Annotated in this window: 21 protein-coding genes and 4 pseudogenes; 12 read left to right on the plus strand and 13 right to left on the minus strand. The window is 39.6% G+C overall.

Going from position 1 to position 22,627, the window contains the following annotated elements:
• Positions 1 to 13 precede the first annotated feature (13 nt).
• A pseudogene (gene mobC, locus JCM15907_RS11565) lies at positions 14 to 1,926 on the plus strand (conjugal transfer protein MobC).
• A 307-nt stretch (positions 1,927 to 2,233) separates the two neighbouring features.
• Here the strand turns inward: mobC and JCM15907_RS08535 are convergent.
• The 8 genes from JCM15907_RS08535 to JCM15907_RS08570 form a co-directional block, all read right to left on the minus strand.
• Positions 2,234 to 3,352, minus strand: a complete 1,119-nt coding sequence (locus JCM15907_RS08535) for a hypothetical protein (RefSeq protein WP_025843476.1) — start codon at positions 3,350 to 3,352, stop codon at positions 2,234 to 2,236.
• A gap of 77 nt (positions 3,353 to 3,429) precedes the next feature.
• Entirely contained in the window at positions 3,430 to 4,908 is a 1,479-nt protein-coding gene (locus tag JCM15907_RS08540) for a protein kinase domain-containing protein (RefSeq protein ID WP_025843477.1), read from the minus strand.
• A complete protein-coding gene (locus tag JCM15907_RS08545) occupies positions 4,908 to 5,966 on the minus strand; it encodes a PP2C family serine/threonine-protein phosphatase (RefSeq protein WP_159099935.1) in 1,059 nt (352 codons plus the stop codon). The genes JCM15907_RS08540 and JCM15907_RS08545 overlap by 1 nt, the downstream gene beginning before the upstream one ends.
• A 467-nt stretch (positions 5,967 to 6,433) precedes the next feature.
• Positions 6,434 to 7,114 (minus strand): vWA domain-containing protein, encoded by a 681-nt coding sequence (locus JCM15907_RS08550; protein ID WP_025843479.1) that lies wholly within the window; start codon positions 7,112 to 7,114, stop codon positions 6,434 to 6,436.
• Between the two features lie 75 nt (positions 7,115 to 7,189).
• On the minus strand, positions 7,190 to 8,140 hold the full coding sequence (locus JCM15907_RS08555; protein WP_025843480.1) for a hypothetical protein: 951 nt from the start codon (positions 8,138 to 8,140) through the stop codon (positions 7,190 to 7,192).
• A gap of 19 nt (positions 8,141 to 8,159) precedes the next feature.
• A complete protein-coding gene (locus JCM15907_RS08560; protein WP_025843481.1) occupies positions 8,160 to 9,365 on the minus strand; it encodes a hypothetical protein in 1,206 nt (401 codons plus the stop codon).
• Entirely contained in the window at positions 9,362 to 10,495 is a 1,134-nt protein-coding gene (locus JCM15907_RS08565; protein ID WP_148297503.1) for a hypothetical protein, read from the minus strand. Before JCM15907_RS08565 ends, JCM15907_RS08560 begins: the two co-directional genes overlap by 4 nt.
• Positions 10,432 to 12,063, minus strand: coding sequence for an FtsK/SpoIIIE domain-containing protein (locus JCM15907_RS08570; RefSeq protein ID WP_036885648.1), 1,632 nt, complete (start codon positions 12,061 to 12,063; stop codon positions 10,432 to 10,434). The genes JCM15907_RS08565 and JCM15907_RS08570 overlap by 64 nt, the downstream gene beginning before the upstream one ends.
• 446 nt (positions 12,064 to 12,509) lie before the next feature.
• Between JCM15907_RS08570 and JCM15907_RS08575 the strand changes: the two genes are divergently transcribed.
• Positions 12,510 to 13,565: an IS4 family transposase gene (locus tag JCM15907_RS08575; RefSeq protein WP_277907146.1), complete on the plus strand. Its 1,056-nt coding sequence runs from the start codon at positions 12,510 to 12,512 to the stop codon at positions 13,563 to 13,565.
• On the opposite strand, the pseudogene JCM15907_RS12700 reads toward JCM15907_RS08575, so the two are convergent.
• Positions 13,495 to 13,833: pseudogene (locus tag JCM15907_RS12700) on the minus strand (transposase); the annotation flags it as partial. The gene JCM15907_RS08575 and the pseudogene JCM15907_RS12700 sit on opposite strands and share 71 nt — an antisense overlap.
• Between JCM15907_RS12700 and JCM15907_RS14010 the strand changes: the two are divergent.
• The 7 genes and pseudogenes from JCM15907_RS14010 to JCM15907_RS08620 form a co-directional block, all read left to right on the plus strand.
• A pseudogene (locus tag JCM15907_RS14010) lies at positions 13,832 to 13,982 on the plus strand (RHS repeat-associated core domain-containing protein); the annotation flags it as partial. The pseudogenes JCM15907_RS12700 and JCM15907_RS14010 sit on opposite strands and share 2 nt — an antisense overlap.
• A 399-nt stretch (positions 13,983 to 14,381) precedes the next feature.
• A complete protein-coding gene (locus JCM15907_RS08590) occupies positions 14,382 to 14,717 on the plus strand; it encodes a hypothetical protein (RefSeq protein WP_025843486.1) in 336 nt (111 codons plus the stop codon).
• Complete coding sequence (locus JCM15907_RS13730) at positions 14,718 to 15,212, plus strand: RHS repeat-associated core domain-containing protein (RefSeq protein WP_081773841.1); 495 nt, start codon at positions 14,718 to 14,720, stop codon at positions 15,210 to 15,212. It abuts the gene before it with no gap.
• 82 nt (positions 15,213 to 15,294) lie between these two features.
• Complete coding sequence (locus JCM15907_RS08595; protein ID WP_025843487.1) at positions 15,295 to 15,792, plus strand: HEAT repeat domain-containing protein; 498 nt, start codon at positions 15,295 to 15,297, stop codon at positions 15,790 to 15,792.
• 810 nt (positions 15,793 to 16,602) lie between these two features.
• On the plus strand, positions 16,603 to 17,016 hold the full coding sequence (locus tag JCM15907_RS08610) for a hypothetical protein (RefSeq protein WP_025843490.1): 414 nt from the start codon (positions 16,603 to 16,605) through the stop codon (positions 17,014 to 17,016).
• An 82-nt stretch (positions 17,017 to 17,098) separates the two neighbouring features.
• A complete protein-coding gene (locus JCM15907_RS08615; RefSeq protein WP_148297505.1) occupies positions 17,099 to 17,473 on the plus strand; it encodes a hypothetical protein in 375 nt (124 codons plus the stop codon).
• Between the two features lie 21 nt (positions 17,474 to 17,494).
• Complete coding sequence (locus JCM15907_RS08620; protein WP_242396878.1) at positions 17,495 to 18,040, plus strand: DUF4948 family protein; 546 nt, start codon at positions 17,495 to 17,497, stop codon at positions 18,038 to 18,040.
• A gap of 104 nt (positions 18,041 to 18,144) precedes the next feature.
• Here JCM15907_RS08620 and JCM15907_RS08625 read toward each other — a convergent pair whose 3' ends face one another.
• Both JCM15907_RS08625 and JCM15907_RS13175 read right to left on the minus strand, forming a co-directional pair.
• Positions 18,145 to 18,579: a plasmid mobilization protein gene (locus tag JCM15907_RS08625; RefSeq protein WP_025843493.1), complete on the minus strand. Its 435-nt coding sequence runs from the start codon at positions 18,577 to 18,579 to the stop codon at positions 18,145 to 18,147.
• A gap of 15 nt (positions 18,580 to 18,594) precedes the next feature.
• The gene (locus JCM15907_RS13175; RefSeq protein WP_199897238.1) at positions 18,595 to 18,834 is read right to left on the minus strand and encodes a hypothetical protein; all 240 of its coding nucleotides are present in this window, start codon (positions 18,832 to 18,834) and stop codon (positions 18,595 to 18,597) included.
• 426 nt (positions 18,835 to 19,260) lie between these two features.
• Here JCM15907_RS13175 and JCM15907_RS14030 point away from each other — a divergent pair.
• From JCM15907_RS14030 to JCM15907_RS13735, 3 genes and pseudogenes are all read left to right on the plus strand, one after another.
• A pseudogene (locus JCM15907_RS14030) lies at positions 19,261 to 19,526 on the plus strand (ParA family protein); the annotation flags it as partial.
• A gap of 497 nt (positions 19,527 to 20,023) precedes the next feature.
• Entirely contained in the window at positions 20,024 to 20,368 is a 345-nt protein-coding gene (locus JCM15907_RS11575; protein ID WP_230587978.1) for a P-loop NTPase family protein, read from the plus strand.
• Positions 20,369 to 20,465: 97 nt separating this feature from the next.
• Complete coding sequence (locus tag JCM15907_RS13735) at positions 20,466 to 20,765, plus strand: DUF3875 domain-containing protein (RefSeq protein ID WP_262501408.1); 300 nt, start codon at positions 20,466 to 20,468, stop codon at positions 20,763 to 20,765.
• A 14-nt stretch (positions 20,766 to 20,779) separates the two neighbouring features.
• Here the strand turns inward: JCM15907_RS13735 and kwaB are convergent, their stop codons facing one another.
• A complete protein-coding gene (kwaB, locus tag JCM15907_RS08640; protein WP_081773839.1) occupies positions 20,780 to 21,703 on the minus strand; it encodes an anti-phage protein KwaB in 924 nt (307 codons plus the stop codon).
• Between the two features lie 24 nt (positions 21,704 to 21,727).
• Complete coding sequence (kwaA, locus tag JCM15907_RS08650; protein ID WP_025843495.1) at positions 21,728 to 22,312, minus strand: anti-phage protein KwaA; 585 nt, start codon at positions 22,310 to 22,312, stop codon at positions 21,728 to 21,730.
• Between the last annotated feature and the right edge of the window lie 315 nt (positions 22,313 to 22,627).

Here is a 22,627-nt window from a genome sequence, read left to right on the forward strand (position 1 = left end):
CGACAATACAGCTATGGCACAAGAAGATGATTTGAGAGCTCTTGGCAAGATTATGGACTTTATGAGAGGACTATCCGTGATATTCCTCCTTATCAACTGTTATTGGTTCTGCTATGAAGCCTTCCATTCCTGGAGCTTCACACTCGGCATTGTAGATAAAATCCTGATGAACTTTCAACGAACGACAGGATTATTCTCCTCTATCCTTTGGACAAAGCTCTTTTGTGTGGTCTTCCTCGCCCTCTCTTGTCTCGGCACTAAGGGTGTCAAGGAGGAGAAAATCACTTGGCCAAAGATTTGGGTAGTCCTCGCTGTGGGGTATATATGCCTACTCATGGCTGGAGTATGGATGAGTCGATTGCTCAAGAACAACTTGATGGACGATGTTTTCAATGTCGAGAACGAGAGCTTTATGCAGGAGACACGGCTAATGACCAACGAATACTCGGTCAATCTGCCGACACGCTTTTACTACAAAAAGCGATGGAACAAGGGCTGGATTAACATCGTCAATCCCTTTCGTGCCTCGATGGTACTCGGTACGCCTGGCTCGGGTAAGTCCTTCGCCATTGTGAACAACTATATCAAGCAGCAGATTGAAAAGGGCTTTGCCATGTACATCTACGACTATAAGTTCCCCGACCTTTCGGAGATAGCCTACAACCACCTGCGTCATCATATCGATGCCTATGATGTCAAGCCCCAATTCTACGTCATCAATTTTGACGATCCTCGCAAGAGCCACCGCTGTAACCCTATCAACCCCGCCTTTATGACGGACATCTCCGATGCCTATGAATCTGCCTACACCATCATGCTGAACCTCAACCGCACATGGATACAAAAGCAGGGGGACTTCTTTGTCGAGTCACCTATCATCCTCTTGGCTGCCATCATCTGGTATCTCAAGATTTATGAAAATGGTAAGTACTGTACCTTCCCCCACGCTATTGAGTTTCTCAATCGCCCCTATGCTCAAATATTCCCCATCCTGACTTCCTATGATGAACTGGCCAACTATCTCTCTCCTTTTATGGACGCTTGGGAAGGCGGGGCTCAAGACCAGTTACAAGGGCAGATTGCTTCAGCTAAAATTCCACTCTCTCGTATGATTTCGCCTGCCCTCTACTGGGTGATGACAGGCGATGACTTCTCCCTCGATATCAATAATCCCAAAGATCCGAAGGTCTTGGTCGTAGGAAATAACCCTGACCGTCAAAACATTTACTCAGCAGCCCTTGGCCTATACAATAGCCGTATTGTGAAGCTCATCAACAAGAAGAAGCAACTCAAGTCTTCGGTTATCATTGACGAGCTACCAACCATCTACTTCCGTGGGCTCGATAACCTCATTGCTACGGCTCGCTCTAATAAGGTAGCGGTATGTTTGGGCTTTCAAGACTTCTCTCAGCTTACTCGTGACTACGGTGACAAGGAGAGCAAGGTGATTCAGAATACTGTGGGTAATGTCTTCTCTGGTCAGGTCGTGGGCGAAACAGCCAAGACTCTCAGCGAACGTTTCGGTAAGGTACTACAGCAACGACAATCGATGACCATCAACCGCAACGACAAGTCCACCTCCATCTCTACGCAAATGGATAGCCTTATTCCTGCATCAAAAATCAGCAACCTTACGCAGGGTATGTTTGTTGGAGCGGTATCCGATAACTTTGACGAACGCATCGAGCAGAAAATCTTCCACGCAGAGATTGTCGTCGATGTCGCCAAGGTGTCCGCCGAGACCAAAGCCTACGAGCTATCCCCGTCATTGCCGAGTTCACAAACGAAGATGGCTCCGATAATCTCAACGAGACTATCGAAGCCAACTATAAGCGTGTCAAACAAGAGGTACTAAGCCTTGTCAATACCGAGATTGAGCGGATTAAGGCAGACTCAAAACTCTGTCATCTAATCAAGGAGAAGTAGAGCTCGCTAAATGAAAAATTAGAAATACAACTAAAGCGCGAAGAAGTTGATTCAAACTATATAGCCACCAATAGGGCTTACTATGCATGTCTGCAAAAAAACAGGATAACACTTCGTAATACACCCTTTGCCTAATCAAACTCTCCATTAACTAGTCGCCTCTTAAAAAATTTCAATGGATAACGAGCTATTCATCCATCCTCAATAATAGGTCTTACAAGCATAGTTGCACGCCCACAGACAGAACAAACATTCTCTACTCGTATTACAAAAACATATTGGTGTTATTTCTGTATTACTTATACCCCTATTTCTCAATAAATTCACTAATATACTCGGCTATCTTGACTAGTGATTTATTCCCTTTATCGTAAGAATAGAGAAAGCATCGCATATAGTTTTGATAATCTTCACCCTCTGGTAAATACTCTTCGAAGTAGTAATAATGTAACCCTAGAATACCATTAGCAAAAGATCGATCAAACTTATAGTCTGAATACCTAATGTAATGTGTCAAATCTTCAATTGAATACTTTATTAACTTGCGATATTCTTCATCCTCTCGTGCTTTAATTAGAATTTTTTTATACTCCACATATGCTTTCTCATAGTTTGATGTAAGCAATAGAGCTAATGAAAAATTAAAATCGCATATAGGACTACCTAGAGAGCTATCCTCTTGAATCTCCTCTGCTACTCTGAGAGCCTCGTCAAAGAGACCTAATAGCAGATTTGCGTTAACAATGTTTATTTTATCATCTAGCGCAAGAGCGATTTCTTTACTTAAATTATATTGTCTTTTTTTTATTAGCAAGGGGATCGCACTATAAAGATCTTTGCCACCATATCGAATATCAATGTTAAGAAGTTTTGCTCTCTCACGTAGAAGAATTTTATATAGTTTTTCAATTTGATCGTTGGACATGACAGGGTATAAGTTAAACCAATTTTGAACTTCATCATTTTTGGTAAGACTTCTAGACTGCAATATTAGATGAACCAAGTATGGATCGTACTCTATCATACTTGGCGGACAATCAAAATCATCATTCAAGAGTGTTCTCTCTTGTGCTGTAAAATTTTCCGAAGAATAACCTCGTTTGGCATAGTCCACATCTTCTGGGTCTTCTCCAAACGTGAGAAGTTCAGCCTTTTTTTTCTTATAGAGAGCTAATTTTTTTTGAATATCTTCTACCAAACCAACTTCTGCAGAAGGCAAAGATTCAAATGGGCCTAGATAAGTTTCTATAAATTTGCTTTTCTCTTGGTAGTTTTGATAGAACCAAATTGAGCCAATCCCTATGCAGACAAATAAAGGAAGAAGAACATAGATAAATTTTTTAGAGGACTTTGGCTTCTTTAGGATAGGCTTTTTATCTCCTGATGATTCCATCGCATAATGACGACCTTGTTGTTTGATGATCATATGGCTTACTATTTTATTTATAATATGAGTATTATTGACACTTAATTTCTTGTTTATAAGTTTACAACTCTATCTTTTTATGATAAGTTAAATATTCTTCGCCAGAATGATATTTGGTTGACAATCTCTAAAGATCCAACCTCTAATTTAGGAAGCTCAGAAAAAACTTCCGAATATTCGGGCATTCCAACTACAAGTTCTTTTCTTTTGTATATTTTGGGCCTTATAACGAGATAGAGTGGATATTTTCCCTTCTTCTCTGAACACATATGGGTGGCTCTAAAATTAAAGACAGATGCTATTCGAGGTTTGATGGTTACATCCACTTCTTGCAGTATTGTAAACTCATCAACAGCCGTCCTCATTAGCAAAACAGCAATGCCTGTAGCTGGGACACTAGCATTGTGTGTTAATATACATGAAAATTCTAGCTGGGCTTGTTCATGGCGTCTCTCCTTGAGGTTATTAAATGTCTGACACCTCCAACTAATCTGTTTGAAATAATCCATGTCGATTGGAGATATTGGGGACTGCTCAATCTTTTTAACCTCAGTGGCTAGCATACGCCCCCAGTCTTCTGCCGAAGGCCGTTTATGAGGATTATCCCAGCCTTCCCCTTTGTTGAAAGCTCTTAGAAACAGAATTCTTACAACCTGTGGACAAGCCTTAAGATTCTCGTGAAAATTACTTATCACTTCAAAATACTTCGACATTACCCCATGAGGGTAGAGTCCTGCCTCAATCATAGCGCGTGTTGTCTCGCAATGATCGTAAGGGGGAGAACAGGTGCCAGTAAAGGGGTGTATTAGAAATAGCGATTTGTAAATAATCACAGCAAGAGAGAAGTTATCCCAGGAAACATTGAAAAGCGAGTCCTGTGGTTTCTCTATTGGACTATAGTCTGGTGTACAGGCCGTCGCTGAAAATAGAAGCTTTTTACCCTCCGATATTTGTATGCTATCAATATCACAAATGGATACCTGTCCACTCGCATTCACAAGAATATTGTCGGGTTTCAGGTCCACAAAAACATAGGTTCCTAAACGATGCACTTGGTATAAAGGATAACAAACATTAGCAATTAACTTCAATCTTCCTAATAGACCTCTAGGGTGGCGTACATCGAACTTATCCCAGTCTTCTGCAGTCCAATTCTGCCAATAGCTTTTAATACTCTTACTTGGGAGTTTAGTATTGATAATTAATTGGGAGAGTTTGATGCTACGTTCAAATGCTAAGGGCATTAGAATCCCGACGAAGTACTTTTGTTTGTTATATAATACAGCGACAGGCCACGAAAGCATCCACATAGAATCCTCCACTCTATCTGGCTGATGCTCTACCATATAAAGCATCTTCTTCTCCAACAGGAACAAATCTCTCTGCTTTTGAGAGGCTAGCTCCAAGTCGATAGCCTTATGGTAAAGCTTGGCACAGTAGCCTCTAGAAAAGGTTTTCGAGGATTTTATGTTATAGATAGATCCCTCTCCTCCCTTGCTAAGGACTTTACTTTCTAACGTAACAGTCTCACCTGTTTGTGTGTAGTATGTCTCCATTAGTGATTACGTACAGCTAATAGCATGGTCTTATCATCTGCTTCGTTGGCGATGGTCTTATTTCCCTCACGTAGATAATTTTGCCACATCTGCTGTATAGTTTCGTCTGTTTTTCCAGAAGCCTTCGCTTCACGTACTACTTGAAGAAATTGAGAGAATATCTTGGAAGAGGGACGGTTGAGGTCTTCATAACGTCCTAACTCCTCGTTATAAACTGAACATTCATAGGTTGCTTTCTCCATCCCATCTGAAAGCAAGCAGAGTGCGTCAATATCACCTAAATAGACATGACTTTCAGGGACAACGACGTCTCCCAATTTACCTAAGTTTTCCCAGGCACTCATTACAAAAAGAGTTTGGTTTGCTTCTTCTCCCTTATGTGGAGAAAAAAGCGCTAGCCACTCACCCTTAGTCTTGTCATGATATCCACCACGACCATCGCCTATATGTGTAGAGAGTAAACCGTGTGGCGAATAAACAGCTATCATACAGGTAGTAGAAAACTCCTTGGGCTCTTTGTCAAGACTCACTGCAATGGTATTTAGGTCACGTTTGATTATACGCATAATGCGCTCTGCAGCTTGTTCCCATAAGTACGATTCTGGCAGTTTGTCATGCTCTATATACTTGCCAAGACGAATGAATTCAGTGGTTTCTCTAATGGCAATACGGCAAGCCATTTTAGAACCAATATGTGAATGGCTAGCTGATCCTGCTCCATCTGAGACAACACAGATGCCCCAGTCAGAGGAGAGAGCCTTGTGCATACTATAATCTTGACAAGGAAGACCTGCAGCTGTGTGTGATGCTCCTATCTGAGAAGCATGGAGAGTCGTCCAAGAAGTAGTAACACTAGAATCTTTAATATCGGATTGCGGTGCATCACTACTTACACCAGGAACTACTGTCGTATTTTCTGGCACATTACTTTTTTCTCTATTTCTGATACTATCGTCAGATTTAGTATCGCCTATTTCATGTCCTGAGCCTTCCCCTATTGATTGTTTTACATCATCCACAGCCTTAATTTCATCTATGGTTACATCTTTGCTGTCCATAGGATATGGTTCTCTCTTCAACTTTACTTTATTCTTGCGGTAGTAAGCATATCCTACTAGAGAGATAAGCAATGCAGGAAGGAGAAATAGTAGAAAGGAAGATTTTAAATCTTTTTCTTCTGTTTTTTTCTCTTTTTGTGACGTCGGAACCTCACTTCCCATTTGAGTCTGGGACGATTTATCACTCTTTTTCTGATTGTTGAGTTTAGTCAAACTGTCTAACTTTACCTCCACCTTCGCTAGTTTGTTTTCTAAATTCTTCACCCTTTCTTCAAGTGTTTTTTTCCCCTCCATTTTATTAGAGTTTGTTGTACCGGAATTTGCGTAAAGACTCCCCATGCAAAGAAGCAGACATACAATGCATATTGCTCTCATAGATTTCATTACGAAGTTTTATTATAACAATACTCTCTGTCTGTCAAATCAATTCTATCTCTTGACTTAACTGGCAGAAAATAAAAAAAACATTAGAAGCTAAAAGCTTCCCAGCTATCGGTACTCTCGAATTTAGTAGGTCCTCCGCCTGGTTCATTTTCTGTAATAGCTCCGATACTGTTAGAGAGCCAGCGAAAGAAGTTTACAAAATTAGTCCCTTGAAGCTTTTTTGCAGACATTCCACCCTGTGCAAGAGTTTCAAGGACAGACATGTTCACATCACTCCCCACACCAATGGCTGAAAAAGCAAGAGCCTTTTTTTCATGGAGTTTCTTTATACGTTCTCCCATAGCAGCAACAGGGCTAATATCATCGGGCTCTCCGTCAGTCATCAAGATTATCCAAGGACGATAATACTTGATTCCTTTACTTTTATACCAATCTTTTCGGTCTGAAGTAAGTGTGATTCCTTCTTCAATAGCCTCAAGCATAGGTGTTGTACTATTGGCTGTAAGCGTAGGCATCTCAAAGTCTGTCAACAACGCAGGTGCCTGTATCTGTTGAACTATACCGCCAAAAGTTATGATTGCTACCTCAAGACGAGAAGCAGCAGTCTCATCTTCCAGTGTTTGTTCTTGGAACTGCTGCAACCCCTTGTTTAGTTCTCTGATAGGTTCTCCAGACATAGAACCAGAAGTGTCTAATAGAAGCACGCAAAGGCATTTGTCTTCTCCATTGTTTAGCTCTTCGTGAGCAAAATCATTTTTTGCCATAATATTATTTATTAGTTTGAAATAATTGATTGGAATTACTTCCCATAGTGACTTAATACTATAAGTGGAGGAGTTCTATATACTTCTGTTGTAAGCTCCTCCGAGAGAATTAATTGAGGAGGTGATCTGAACAAATACCTTCTTTAGATAAGGAATATCCTCATGTTCTATTCTACCCATAATTTTGTGAATCAGTTGTGCATCAACAGACGCATATTGTTGAAGGTAATCTTCATACATTTGCTTTGGCACCCCAGCGTCAAGAAGGCTATTACAATAGCGTTCATATTCTTGCAAACTATTGCATAGAGATTCCACTGTTCCCTTTAAGAAGTCTGAAAAATCGCAGATAGCATCGGCTTGTATCACTAAATCGGCGATCCCTCCTTGGCGCTCGATTATGTTTCGAGGACGTGCAGGTCTAGCAGAGGTGTCAGGATGTGAAAGATGGAAACTACCTGCAGACATCGATGTTGCAGCCTGCATATGTCGATTAATCTCTTCCATATAGAACTGGATTCTTGGCAGGTCAGCATCTGTAATGTGACATAATAATTCGGCATATAGAGCTTTGTCTGCTTCGAAGTGTGTAGTAATATATGTTTCGCATTGTTGCCTAGGTACTCCCGAATCAATCAGCATCTGTATAGCTCCATAGTATTCATTGAGTCTATTCATAATTTGCCAATCCGTGAACTGGACCAAAAATTGATGCAAATCTTTAAGAGCTTGAAGCTCTCTAACAAAATCGTGAGAAGTGTACGTCATACTGTATTCTTGTTTATTTTTATGATCTTGATTCCTTTCTAAAGCACACTCTACCGAAACTCTGTGTACAACATGACGCTCTGAAATACCTTTAGCATATCCCTCGTGGTACCCTTGTGTGTAGGTGTCTAATGCGGGTCGTCCCCAAAGGAAGAATTTGACAGACAACCCCATACGGAGAGTATCTTTGTCCTTGCTAGAAAGAGCATCTCTGTGCCCATCCTCCCAACCACGTTTATAATCATTTCCATTCCACATGATCTAGTTTCACCAAGACTTATCTATACTTAGAATAAAACTTATACGCAATAAATATTAATACAACAACTCCAATCCCAAATGGAATAGGATACGCTTTTGCCAGTTTGTATATCCCGTAGAATAGTAGTGATACTCCTACACTCCCTGCAATCCATTTCACAATTGTAATATAGCGTTGACGGCGTACAAGAGATTCGTACTGAGTCATTTTCTTTATGAGAAGGTTAAGCTCATCTGAAGGGCAACAGGTCGTTTCCAAAGATTGAATCTCGGATTGAAAATGGGTTCGAGTATTTTCTTTAAATAATGTTATAGCGTCTTTGATGTCTGAGTATTTTCGTTTGATAGCTACAGAAACCTCTCCTCCTATTTCAGATAAGCGGCTCGGAGAAGTGTATATATCCTGACAAATCTGATTTTGTAGGTTTTTAATACGTAAAGCATCGTCTCTCCATACTCTTCCCCAATCTGGAGAGTAGTTTTGAATTTCGTTGAGTTCAATCTGAAATTGCTCTAAACAGTGATTGATTTCGTTTTTATGAAATAATAGTTCTTGAGCCTCAGAGTCTAGATTAATCATATCAGGAGCAGCTAATAATCTATCAACAAAATGAATTGCTGCTTCATAAGCTTGGGCAAAATTATATCTATCAATGGTATTTTTGTGAGATGATAAAAGAGCCTTGAAATCAAGAGCATCCTGTTGAAGAGCGAACCACTGATTTTTCTCGGTATTCACCGCTTGCTCTAGGCTACTAATAGCATTAAAAGCCTGAGGCAACAAAGTATTAGCAACATACTCTAAATTCTGTAAGGATAACGAAGGGAGCTTGTCCAAAAAAGATCTTATTTTTTCTATAGTATCCAGCCAACTATTACGATTTGGAACATGCTTAAGGATATCGTATTTGGCACTCAAATCATCTATTCCAGAATCTATGATTCGAATATTCTCAATGTGTTCTTTTAGCTTTGGAAGCAATAGATTAGGGGTCTCAAACTCACTAAAATTTTGTATTAGAGAGTTGAGTTCTATGTTTAACTGAGGAAAGTCATGATTTATCTTTATCTCCTCCAAAAAGACTTTAACCTGTGAGTATTCTTTGGTAAGGCATTCTTTATATTCTTTCAATGCCTCAAACTCTACATAGAGGTCTCTAATATCCTTCTGTAAACTCTGATATCTCGCAATGTTTAACATAGCAACTCCTCTTATATTCATATTGACATCACTGCCCTCCACACCTCGAGATGAGGCATTGTGGCCTTATCTCGAATCGTATTATATGGAATCAAAAGATCTCCATCTGGGTAGTTTAGCCCCATTTCAGCAGGGGTGATTAACTTTGCCTGTCCAGTGGCACTAACAGCATCCCCTTGTCCATACCCAGTAAGCAGCCTTGTAGAGTCCCCCCCTCGTAGGGCTATTTTGATTTCAGCATAACCACTAGAGATTTGCTCATGTACACCTTGCAGGTTCGTCATACTATGAGAGTAAATTATGGTATGGATTCCTAATTCAGGTCCAAACTCTAAAATATCCAAGAGCCTTTGCAAAGCTGTTGGCTCAGCAGAACTACTCCCGAATACCGAGTGTTTGATTCTCAGGACTGGATTAGGTCTCAGATCAACAATGGAAAATAGAAATTCAGGAGCCTTGTATACTTCTGAATAGTTTGTTTTTCGTTCTTCTAACTCTTTGTGTACAGCTACAAGAGTCTCTTCAAATTCTGTGTCTGAATGTATCCGAATCTCCTGGAGAGAATTAAGTGGAGCTAGACAATTATAGGTTGGGGCACTCTGAGATTGCATGTCACTAATTATCGAGAGGGAATTAGGATATGAATTTATAAATTGCAATGTGATAGAGCCAATGAGACGCATTGCAGTTTGACGATCATTTCCTACGATGATGACATTACTCTTACTATCTCTGTGAAAGCTAAAACTACAGTGCTCTTTTCTACAAAACATCGGCATGCCGACATACATCTGATGAGTAGACTGTGCAGATTTTTGTGTAGCCTCCGACAAGCATGTTGTTAAATCTTGTTCGTTAAAGAGAAGGCTAGAGATGGGAGAACCTCCTTGTTTTTCATAACACTGTTTGATTTGTTGTATATAACGAGGCAGATCTTTCGTCTCGTCAATATACGCCACCTGGAAAATCTCGTTATATCTTTCCTCTCCAGCTTCTGATATATTGAGAATAGCACGTCCTTTCTTGCCCCCCAGCTTTGAAGCAGCCTCATTGCCTAACAATTTTAAGCTGTCTCCTGCATTCGTTATTAGGGAAAGTTTCGCACCGACTTGGCTAATATCCGTCTGCACTCCTCCAAACTTTGGGTACACAATACCAGAAATACCCCCTGTGATCGTCCTTTTTTATGAATCTTTTCTATGATTTTGGTGGCTTCAGTGGCAATCGTATCAGTTCCCTTAACTAGTTCCTGAAACTCATCAATCACCACTATTATAATAGGTAGCAACTCTTGCTTTAACTGAGATAAAATCTTATTAGCTTCAGAAATGTTAGTGACTCCTAGTTGTTTAAAGATTCCTCCTCGCTGCTCAGACTCTTGAATTGACCGTTCTAGAACAGTCAAGGCGTATAATCTATCTGAAGATGCACTTACAATCTCAGCATGGGGTAAGTCTTTATATGGCAAAAGACTCACTCCTGCTTTCATATCTACCAAATAGAAGCGTAGTATCTGAGGAGAGAATCTTAACGCTGCATTTAGAATGATATTATGTAGAAGAATCGTCTTTCCAGAACCTGTTTTTCCTCCAATGAACATATGTGGAACATAAGGGGTCCCATTGTAGGACAGATGCAATATCTTCATTGATTTTGAAGCATCAAGTCCTACGGGAATAGATATGTGACCATAGTCATAATTAGATGGAAGTTTCTGCCACAATCGACCTTTTGACAGAGTCCTTTCAATCTCCTCTTTGAAGTCAAGGAAGCTCGCTGTTATAGTGCTATCCTTAAACCATTTAATAACCGCATCAATTTCCTCAGAGGTTGCACATGTTTCATATTCAATCCTAGCACCATCAAACTTTGTTCCTGAGAAATCCAACTGATTTGATTGTTCCAAAAGAGCTTCTAACTCCGTTGTTTTACCGTAAACCGTTTTGCGATCTGCACATAGACTCTCTTTATCATATGAGAAGAAAAAGTATACACCAGCCTTTGTTGCATTATCCTTGTAGATCATACGTTGTATACGACTCATATCTATATCTCGCAAGGCTCTGCTTATGTCATTTATAAAAACAAAATGATAAGGCTCTGACATATTAGGTGTAGCAGAATTGTATTCATGCAAACTCTGATATCTACTCACGTAAGAAGTTATATTGTTGTTAATCCGCTCCTCCAATAAGTCTAGAAGCTTTTGCTGCTCAGAATGTGTAGAGATATAGTGAACAAAGTTTTTAGGGTTATCCTGCTCGTCTAATGATGTTGAAATTGGGGAAAGTTTGTTGAAGTCTCCACTAATATCAGCATCTATCATATATACACAACTAAGCCCAATAGGATAAGATGCAATCGCTCTTAAGGCGAAGTTCAATAGGCTAAAAGTATTATTGTCTGTAAGTTCTATTGCTGTGGCTGAATATTGCTGGAACGAATAGAGTAGAGGAATATATATCCTTGACTTAGGATTCACAATACTGGAGAGCTCTTCTTCTCCATAGTAAAATCCCCAAGGGTCTAAATTACCTTCTGTACTCGCAGGACTAAATGCTTTCTTTAATGGGACATGAGCTCTTGATATCCGAGAGATTTGTAAAAGGGAAGATTCTATTGTTTGGGCCTTCTTTCTAAGTAAAGAATGCCTGTTTGATAAATCCTTTTGAGCCTTATCCGCCAAAAGATGTAGGCCAGAAGCTAGATTTAATGCCATATTCAATTCTAAAAAAAACAATCTAATACAAACAACCTAACCATACATAATTTTTATATGGTTATATGGGTTACTTGTCTTGTTTACTTGCTTAGCCCTAAATAAAAAATAATGTGAAGAAAAACTTTCAACGCCAAAGGTAGTATTTTTTTATTAAAAAACACTGCTATTTCCTTGTAGTAGAAAATTCATCCTTTTAAGTGATTGAAATATAGACTATTAGTAGATGTTTTACGAGTCGACATTTTTTTGTATGCTCATAGTTGCGATCATATAACTGCAATGAATCAAGGTTAATATATTTTCTCTCAATTGGTAAATTTCTTAGCATTGCTATCCGATAAAAGCTTTCGAAAGTATAAAAAGATGTAGTTAAGTTCCATAAATTGGATTCTTTGGAGTCTTTTTTGTTTCAGTAAGCTTCTCTTTTTCTTTCACAGAGTCAGCTGTTAAATCTTATAGATAAGTCCCAAGTGCTCCAGGATAGCCGAGTACATATGGGGGAACGGTATATCAAGCGTTTCGATGCTTGGACACACTTGGTCGTGATGCTTTATGCCGTGATTAGACGTTTTGACTCTTTACGAGAGATTTCTACCTCTCTGCAAGCTGAGGCTCATAAACTCAAGCATTTAGGTATTCTTGCCCCAGCAGCACGGAGTACCTTGTCTGACGCCAATAAGCGACGTTCTCAAGCTGTATTTGCCGATATATACCGTGATTTATATGCTCGCTATGCTCAAGAACTTTCCTCGGACAGTCGCTCTCACAAGCCTCCTCAGTGGATGAAGCGCCTGCAAATCATTGACTCGACGACCATAACCCTCTTTTCCAATCTCATCTTCAAAGGCGTGGGACGGCATCAAAAAAATGGCAAAAAGAAGGGAGGCATCAAGGTGCATACAGTGATTCATGCCAATGAGGGGGTACCCTCTGATGTGCGCTTTACTTCGGCAGCTACCCACGACTCCTTTATGCTCTCTCCTGCGCATCTGCCTTCAGGAGCTATTGTGGCTTTAGACCGTGCCTATGTGGACTATGAGAAGTTTGAACGAATGACTCAACAAGGCGTTATCTATGTAACTAAAATGAAGAAAGGTCTGAATTATGATCTCCTTACAGATACGATGCTACAAACGCCAGAAGGGACAATGGAGGTACGCCTTCAAGAAGTTCTGTTCGTAAAGAAACGCACTGCCGAAGAGCCGATTAGCCATCGAGCAAGGATTATTACCTATGTGGATGTCGCTAAGCATAAACTTGTGAGTCTTCTTAGTAATGATTGTGAGACAGATCCACGCGAACTTATTGAAATCTACCGAAAACGCTGGCTGATTGAGTTGCTTTTCAAGCAGATTAAGCAGAATTTCCCTCTGAAATATTTCTACGGAGAGAGTGCCAACGCCATACAAATACAGATTTGGGTTACTCTCATTGCCAACTTGAGACCTTTGAAAAATGGAGCGGACAATAAATCTCTCCCTTTTCAGGATCATTTTTGATTGAAGGAGGGTAGCTATCGAGGATGTTCTGAGTATGTGTCTTGGCAAGGCCTCGATATCGGCAACGTCCTCCATCAAACCACCGACGGATGCTGCCAAAGGTGCGTTCTATGACACTGCGAATAGGACTTATGGAGCGGTTACAGAGGTGTTGTGCCCGGCTCAAGGGCCGGTTACGATACGCCCTGTGCATGATACAATCCCGTAAGTGATGCATGGCTAAAAAGGCTCGGTTCTCCTCCGTTGCATAGCCCTTATCCGCATAGACAGGGCTATACTACAATAGATTCCGATATTACTCCCCGCAAAAGGGTATGTATATCTCCTCCGACTATCGGGCTTGCAGGAAACAATCCTACACTCTATGGATATGTTTTCGACCTCAACACACAGATTGACCCGTTTGGATTAGATCGTGGTAAAGCAACGAAAAAGGGGCATCAATATGAAAGGCGTATAAGAGCCTATATGGAGATACTCCATTTAATAGTAGAAAATATACAGCTATTATAAATGGAGAAATTGTTTCAGGAGTAGCTGATAATATAACTAAAATTGGTGGTAAAAATACTGCCATAGAAGCTAAATATGTAACAGATTGGTCTAAATTAATACGAAACCCCAATAGTAAAATAGAAAATAAACCGTTTGCTATTGCAGAACAACAAAACATGCTCTCACAAGCTCAAAAATATTCTGCTGCATTCCCTGGCGGTGTAACGTATCACACAAATAGTCCAGAACTTGCAAGCCATTACACGAAAGTCTTTCAAGACGCAGGTCTTAATAATTTTAAATTTGAAATTACACCATAATATGATTGATTTACCAGGCTATCAAAAAGTAGAGGGAATAGAGGTATCTTATATCCAAATTTCTCAATCTTATGATTTTAAGAAAGTGACAACATTTATTAAGCCTTTCTTACCTAAAACTGGAGGAGTATCAGAAGATGGATGCTATGTTATTACCCCTCAAGGTGAAAAATTATATGCTGTTGTTTACCATTCTGACATTGAAGGTTGGCGGAAACAAATAGAACAAGGAGCAGAACAGTTAGGTTTGTTAACTGGTAAAATATCTAAAAACAATATAGAACTTTCGGACGGTAGAATATATGCTCTATCAGATTGTAAAATTGAGTTCTACTAAATCCAAGGGCAATACGAGGACGAGGAAACAGGGCTATACTACAATAGATTCCGCTACTACTCGCCTCAGAGTGGCAACTACATCTCGCAAGACCCAATTAGACTCGCGGGGAACAATCCTACCCTTTACGCATACACAAGCAATCTAAATAATCAGCTTGATATATTTGGTCTTTTCCTAAGTATCCCTTTACCCAAAGCAGGAGAAGATCTGTTTGTTGGCACTTATAACCAAGTAAGAGCTGGTAATATTAAATCGGGTCTAAACTCAACACATACTCCTCATCATGTGGTCCAAGATGCACTAAGTCAAACAACACATGGTAGAGGAATTGCGATCAATCTTAGAAAAGATTTACATGAACTAACAAGAACCTATCGAGTTCCTGTTGATAAATCAATTATAGGGCTAAGAAATAACCTTGCTGCAGATGTGAGAGACCTAAAAAAGATTCTTTTAAATGCAGGGTATGATCCCAAAGTGGTTAATCGGTAGTTGCAAGAATTAATAAGACAAAATAAAGCTCTCGGAGGGTTTGATAAACCACCTAGAGTACCTAAGATAGGATGTCCATAATATGACGGAAAAAGAAGCATTAAATTTTCTCAAGCAGCATCAGCCAATGCCTGCAGATAAAGATTTAGACAACGAACTGATAAGGGAATACGATAAAGTTAGGTGTTTTTTTCTGTATAACCCCAACACAGAATGCATTCCTCTGTTTTTGAATTCATTTGGACGGATTAATGGATTTGGTGTATACCAACTGGTTGAAGATGTTATTTTACAATTTTCGGCAGAAGATGTAGTCCCTTATTTGACGAAAGCATTGAGTAGCAAAGAGTATAGTATTCGCTATTGGAATGTACAGATAGCCGCAAAGTGCCCCCTCATAGATTTGCTCCCATCACTTTGTAAAATTTTAACCGAAGACGATTTTGATATTAAATACAACGCCCTTATAGCAATAGGACAATTTGAGCTGACATTGATTAAGCCTATAATAGAGGCTTATTTAGAAAGAGAGTGTGATGACGAGTTGAGAGAGTTGGCAAAAGAAATTCTTATGCCTTAAAGTTGGAAATGATAACATTCTAACTTTAAGGCATTACATCACAGGATAGGCAAGCGATTTCTTCTCGCATGAAGCTTCTTTACGGCAATCATTGGGAAGAGAGTCCAAGGAAGCCATTCGTAGGATAGAGTCAGCTCAACATATCCCTAATTAGCATACACACTAATGGATCTCTTAGTCAGCAGTCATATGATTCCGGTAGTTGGTCTGGACTTTCATATTTCAGGTTCCGGCAACCCATTCCATCCCTATATTGGGCTGGTCATAGACCCTGCTGACTATATTCCTTACCTTGGTAGCAGTGCACTTTTGTTTGACAACATACAGACTATATTACCTCTCAAGAATTATCAAGTGAATACTTTTTTTGGGGAGGGGAAGGAGTTAAATGATTCTGATGTATTGGATAATCTTACATGATGCTCTATGTAGTATCAAGAAAGACAACCCTAAAGACTATCAATGGATGTCTGTAGTCTTCATGTCTATGGGGAATGCTCTAAACATTTTGAGGCTTCTTATATCGTTTCATATCCTTTGGGATACTCCTATATTACTTTTTCAGAATCTACAGTTTATAGCAATAAATCCTATAGATTCTTTGCTTAAGTTTCTTCTTTAATTTCTGATGGTACCAGTTATATTCAATCTATATTGCCTAAGCAAGATTAAAAGGAAAGAGAGAGAACTGACTAAGGAGACTTCACATAAAGGGAAGTTATTTGCCTACTATATGCTCCTCTCCATTATAGGACTGATAACTTCTATCCTCATAGCATACGTTTTAGTAAATCCACTCAAGGAATGCTTATGAATCGTGATATAGTATATTGGACTGAACACTATGTTCGTAAGAATAGTGGGGAGGATTGCCCTAGAGGGATATTATCCGATTCTTTATTTATCGTCTCTCTCTGTTCTCTTTTTAATCTACTAACGATAGTCTATATCGTTAAGTTTTACACAGGATGTCGTATCCTACAATACCTTCCAATAAAATCTAAGAACGAGCCTGCCTCATGGCTATATGCCATACTGCTGATATTGCCTATCTTAGTATTCATATATTGTCGATATTATAGAGGAGAGCGACTGGACAGAATACTCAACGACTATGAGCAACAGTCTCCCCAAAGGCTTCAGTTGGGAAAAATTATCTTTTGGAGCTATGAGATAATCACATGGGGAGGTTTTATCCTTTCTTATCTCCTTTTCAAACATTGACCCAAAGGGAACAAATGATTCATATGAGTTTATTAGAGGACATCATATGGATTGGATTGCATAAGGATAAATACTCTAAAATATGGTGCGGAGTGCGACTTGGATTAGTAGCTTAATGTCTACGCTCTTCTTTATTGGATGTCAAAATCATACCGAACAAACATCTGGAAAGATGGATTCTACTCCTGTGTCTTATCGTACTGAAGAGCTTTCTGCTTTGTATGGTACACCTAAAGAAAAACAACTATATCTTATTACAAAAGAGTATGATGAGTTTAGAACACTTGTTTTAGAATTCTTTCCAGACTCTATTCGATCTCTACAATCGGTCGAGGTTTGGGAATATACCTGGCAAACCAACCTCATAGACAGTATGCTTACTGTCTGGTATCTTCCCGAAGGAGATTCATTGAAGTACATCTGTCACTTTAAGCACTCGACATATAATCTATACTAAGCATCTACACAACATCAAGAAATGTTCAAATCATTCATCATAGCCTTGATTGTGTTCCTCTTTTTAGTAATTGGATGTAAGAAAGAAACAACCATTCCTTCGGATAATTCGATGTTGAATAGCTTCAATCTTCATGAAGCTACATTTGAGAAACTGAAGGATATTTCCTTTAAGTATAATGACTTTCATTATCCACCTTATGACGAAATGGATAGTGTTATTTCGGCGATTTTGCCCGAAGATGAGAAACTATTAGACTCCCTACTTCAAGAGCTCAAAGTCAGTCGGATCATTTCTTCCGATTCTACAGAGGTGCGATTGTTATTACACACATGGGGTCTATCGATTAGTGGTGGATATAAAGAATATCTCTATTCCTCAAAGCTAGTAGATGACCTAAAGCGATACAATGAAGAATGTATCTTGAATCCTGACTTGGAGAAATTTCTCATCAAAAGAATTACGATGGAAGATTTGGATCAAGTTGTACAGCGATATTCGACCAACTTAGAATTATATCGACCTATTAAGGGATCATGGTATATACATCTCTGTCGAGAGAATTGACTTTTAATGGGCATATTATTCTTTTGGGAATAGTATAATTTGTCTACTATCTGATCATCGCAAAGATTATTAAGTTCAATGTACCCTTTGAATAGGTTGGCTTTTTATAGCAGGTTAGGTTCTTTCTCTCGGTTATCAAATGCCATAGTCAGCTGTATCGCCTGAGCTTGTAACCCGATGATAGCTGCGGAGCAGATTTCGAGCTGGTGTATCATTCTTTGGGCTGTTTTAACCGTGTGGTAGCTGTTGAGCGTCTTGACGGCTTCGTTGTAACTCACTCCGATGATTCTCAATTTAGTGATGATGCTGTCCAACTCTCTCAGATAGGGTTCGGCTGTCTTATCTTGTGTGATGACCTTAAAGGATTGATTTAATAGCTGGGTTCTGACGTAGTGGCTCTTGGTCTTTGCTCCTGATTTTCGGTATAGCTCGATGAGCTTTTGCTGGTCTTCGGGCTTGGGTATTCTGATGTGCCATCTGTCCCATCGTGGGCAGGTGGCACATCTGCCGTCTGGCTTGTCTGTATTCTTTCTTTTCATTGGTTTCGTTGTTCTTTAATCACGACTTCGGAGTGATTGATACCCCCTTTCGGGGCAAGGGTCTTTGTGCGACAAATGACAATTTGTGGTACAAAGACACACCTTGCTATTTGCCCGATGCAAATAAATTCGTTCCGAAGAACGATACTTTATTCTCCCGAAATGGATGTTTTCAAAGCCATGAAATACCGACTTATCGCTTGCTGCAAAGTTACTAAGCGTTGTGCCTAAATCCCTTACCTTATACGAAGCCACAACTATCCAAATCGACGCCACAAGTACGTAGTTAAATTTTCAGCTTGGAAGGCATCTGTATTTGCCCCCGTCAAGCAGGTGCTTAAAGGTCGGTAGACATACCTGCCTGCCCAAGTCTAAAAACCTGTTCGCAGTCATTTGAACAGACAATTACGGAAATGGAAATAGAAATGAGAATATGTATAAGTTATTGCACCCATCGACTCATACCCTTGCGCAAGGGTACAAGGGGGCATATGGATGGGGGGACGTGTGCAAGTATGAATCCCGTCATATAGCTCCACCCTTATGCATGGAGGGAATATCCCGAAAGACAGGTTTATGTTCCCTTGTTGGAATACCTTTCCGTATACCTGTCCGGGGATTTATTCCCTCACGGATTTATTTCCACATTGATATATCTAGAAGCATTAAACAGAAAATGAAATGAAAAAGAAACCTGTTTTCATTGCCTTCTCCACCCAAAAGGGTGGTGTCAGCAAAACCTCACTTACGGTACTTGCTGCAAGCATTCTGCATTACCACAGAGAATGCGATGTCGCTGTTGTAGATTGTAACCATCCCATCTATACAATTGCCCGTCTACGGCAGTAAGAGTCGGAAGAAGTGAATCCTCAAAAGGTAATGTGTCTGACCATCGGACTGCCTATGTCCCTTATCCGATTATCTGCACCCCGGTGCGAGAAGCCCTGAGCTGAGCAGGGGTAACGCATTAGAAATGTATTAAAGTATCAGAGACGACGGAAGAATGATCTCCGGGCGGGTTTCTTTTCACCCACTGCTCGATAAATCATTAACTGGGAAAACGGTAAAGCGTTAACTCGGAAGACGGTCAATCTTTAACTGGAATAACGGTGGAGCGTCAGCTGAGTGCTTTCTTGATTTTGGTTTATCGCTATCTTTTACGCCATCCATCGCCCTTCTATGGGCAAATATACCAAATCAAGGGGAGCGGATGCAAGTTTTAGAGGTGGATTTTTGTAGCGGTCACCAATACAAGAAGTGGTCTCTCGAGTGATGGATACATACCTCACAGCTACGTTGCACACCTCTACTTAAATAAATCCTCCAGCACTTGAAAATGAGAATTAGTAAGTTTTAATGCGTTGCCCCTGCTGAGCTGAGCCAAGTAGAGCAACACTTTGCGGACAGCCATCCTCGCTGCATTCTTTTCGACCTCCCTGCACTGATGCGTACCGAAGGAACGGTGAAACTGCTTTCGGCAATGGATGCCGTTCTCTTTCCCGTTACGGACAGTCCGATGGATATGGAAGCCGTTCGCCATTTCATCGACATCTTGGGAGAGCAGATACTGACGATGGACAAGGGCAATATCAGAGAACTTTACTTGCTTCGCAATATGATAGAGGCTTGGAAACATGAGGATGCCGACGAATGCTGTCGCACCCTTGCCGATGAAACGGGAGTCTTCTTGATGCAGACCTCATTGAGCCACTCCCGTTTATATCGTCCGCTGCTTTCCGAACGCAGAAGAGGGGTATGCACCCTCTCCTACCCCACGGAGGGAAGTTGAGTAGGAACTGTATTGAATTTGGTGATGAACTTCACGAAATCCTGCAACGCCTATGTATCGAATAGTCCTTGTACTTCTCTTGCTTTACCCTTTGTAACTGCTGCTTTTTCTCTTGTATGAGCGGAAAAGAAGAAAGAAGCACCTCAAAAAAGAGTCTTGTCAAACGGTCTGTGAAGCCGTAATCATCGGTAAAAGTTGCTTTAAGATAAGCCACTCGACGCCACAAGTACGCTGTTATCCAAAAGACGAGCCAGAAGCAAAAAAAGCTTCTACATTTCTCTCGAAAGATGCCGACATCATGTTCGCCTTTCGGGTGGACTTGCCCGAATTTTTCACCATCACCTCCGCCGAGTACGAGGCGATGCACTCGGCTTGGCACAAGGCAATCAAGGTGTAGTCTAAAATCTTTTTTTATTGTTCCTCCTCAACTTCAATTCCATCTTTTGCCAAACTATCGTAATACAACTTGGTTAATTCTGAAGTCAGCAAATCATCATTTAGGATTTTTATCAACAAGTCTTTTGAAACTCGAGTGTCCAAAAGGAATTGGGTCTGATTTGCGTTGTATCGCATTTTGTTCTTAGTAAGTGGATGTCTCTTTGAAAATGCAATTATATCTGCATTAGGAATGTTTCGCTGAATAACTGGAGAGTTCCGTGCAACTTTTGTCAGTTTTCGAGCAAAACGAACATCACTTACTAAATTCTCCAAACTATCTATGTTACTCACAAGCCGTAATTCCTCAATAACCCTAAGACTATTAGTAGCTTCTCGAATAATTATATCATGGAAGCCAAATCCTTTTTCTATGGAAGCCAAATCAGTGATAATAATCTCACCACCAACTCTTAATGCTTGAAACTTGGAGCTTATCCGTAATAATTGATCATTAAACTTTTCCAACCTTTGATTGGACTTCCATAGCATAAATCCACCTCTGCCGATAACTTCGACAGTTGACAGTTTTTTAAAGAGTGAAATCTCATTTTCTGTATCTGCTAAAACAATAATGAGAGATTCTATATTTGAGAACTGATTATCAATGAAACTGAAATTTTGCAGATTATCATTTCCTATTGTCGTTTCTAAGAGTTGCAATTCATCAGGAATATCTAAATCATATTGATAAAAACAATTGCCTCGTTCATCTGCTGTTGATAGCGGTAATACTGTGTAGTCTTCTTTTTCTATAATAGAAGCCTTAATGCTTGAGGCAAACAATTGGCGAAGTCCAGACAGATCTTCTTCCTTTATATCCAATTTTCTCGGCTCTGCAATGCTTCTATATTTGCATATAGAATTATTTGCAACTCCCCCTGCGGTGCATCTATAAATGCGAGCGCATTATCTAATTCTTGTTTATTCATCTGTTTTTACTTTTGAAGCATAGTAAATCCGTTTATCCAACTTAATATATTTCACATCATCTCCGATATTTAATTCTTCTTTCGTTATTATAATTATATTTTCTCTCACTTCTCTTTTTCTGAAAGTCCCTGTCACTTTATAAATTCTAAACTTCAGAAGAGCCAAGGTTGGGTTTGTGTAAAAGATGTCAGTACGTATATATATTAATCCAATTACAATGAGCAAAATAACAAATACAATGACATATCGTAAATTCTCAAATTGGAAACAGACTAACGGAATGATGTATGTTGTAAGAAAAGTCAAGTGTTCGTAATCAATATTCTCAATCTCTGTAATTTTAAAGGATAATTCCTTTGTCCCTTTCAATTGGTTTTCCAGATTGAAATATGAACATCCTCCTATGAACAAAGCTAAACTGGAACATAGTGGGATAATATTGGTTGAAAGCAAGTAGGAGATACCAACAAATGAATAATCTTTCGAAAAACAAATAGGAATCCTTATTGTAATGATAATTATCATGACAAATAACAACCAAAGCGACAAGAAGAAAAAACCTGCTTTTTTAATCACAATTTATAATTATTATCTTTTACTCCAAGAAGAAGGTGATTCCACATCTGTAATCATATTATGTTCTCTATTTTCTATTTGCATCGTTTTGTTTATTACAACTTACAATAGATAAAGCAAGTAGCATACCAACAGGTTTTAGCTGCCATAAAGTCTATTTGATGCGACAAAATGGCAACATATAGAACTTTCCTTGCCAAAAAATGGCTTTTTGTTACTTTTGAGCTGTCTCAACTCACCGCCAAAAGTAACGAGGTGATTTTCATCGGGGTTTCTTTGCTCCTTTCTTCTTTCGCCCGAAGCCCATGAAAGAAA

Source organism: Porphyromonas gingivicanis JCM 15907, assembly GCF_000614585.1.
Taxonomy (GTDB): Bacteria; Bacteroidota; Bacteroidia; order Bacteroidales; family Porphyromonadaceae; genus Porphyromonas; species Porphyromonas gingivicanis.